Annotated in this window: 1 pseudogene; it reads left to right on the forward strand. The window is 62.9% G+C overall.

Annotated features, from left to right (window positions below):
• Positions 1-232 (forward strand): annotated as a pseudogene (locus tag FNJ47_RS49105) (transposase); the annotation flags it as partial.

The raw sequence follows: 232 nt of genomic DNA on the forward strand, positions 1-232 counted from the left end.
GGTGTCTGGTGCCGCATCTTCGAGGCGATGTCCGATGATCCGGACTTCGAATATCTGATCGTGGATTCCACCATCGTCCGGGCGCATCAGCACGCCGCCGGGGCGAAAAAAGGGGGTCTGAAGATCAAGCGATCGGGCGCTCGCGCGGGGGCCTGAGCACCAAGATACATCTGGCCGTTCGAGGCTTGGGATGTCCGGTGCGGTTCACGCTGACCGCGGGTCAGAAGGGCGA

It is taken from the genome of Bradyrhizobium uaiense (assembly GCF_010811875.1).
Taxonomy (GTDB): domain Bacteria; phylum Pseudomonadota; class Alphaproteobacteria; order Rhizobiales; family Xanthobacteraceae; genus Bradyrhizobium; species Bradyrhizobium uaiense.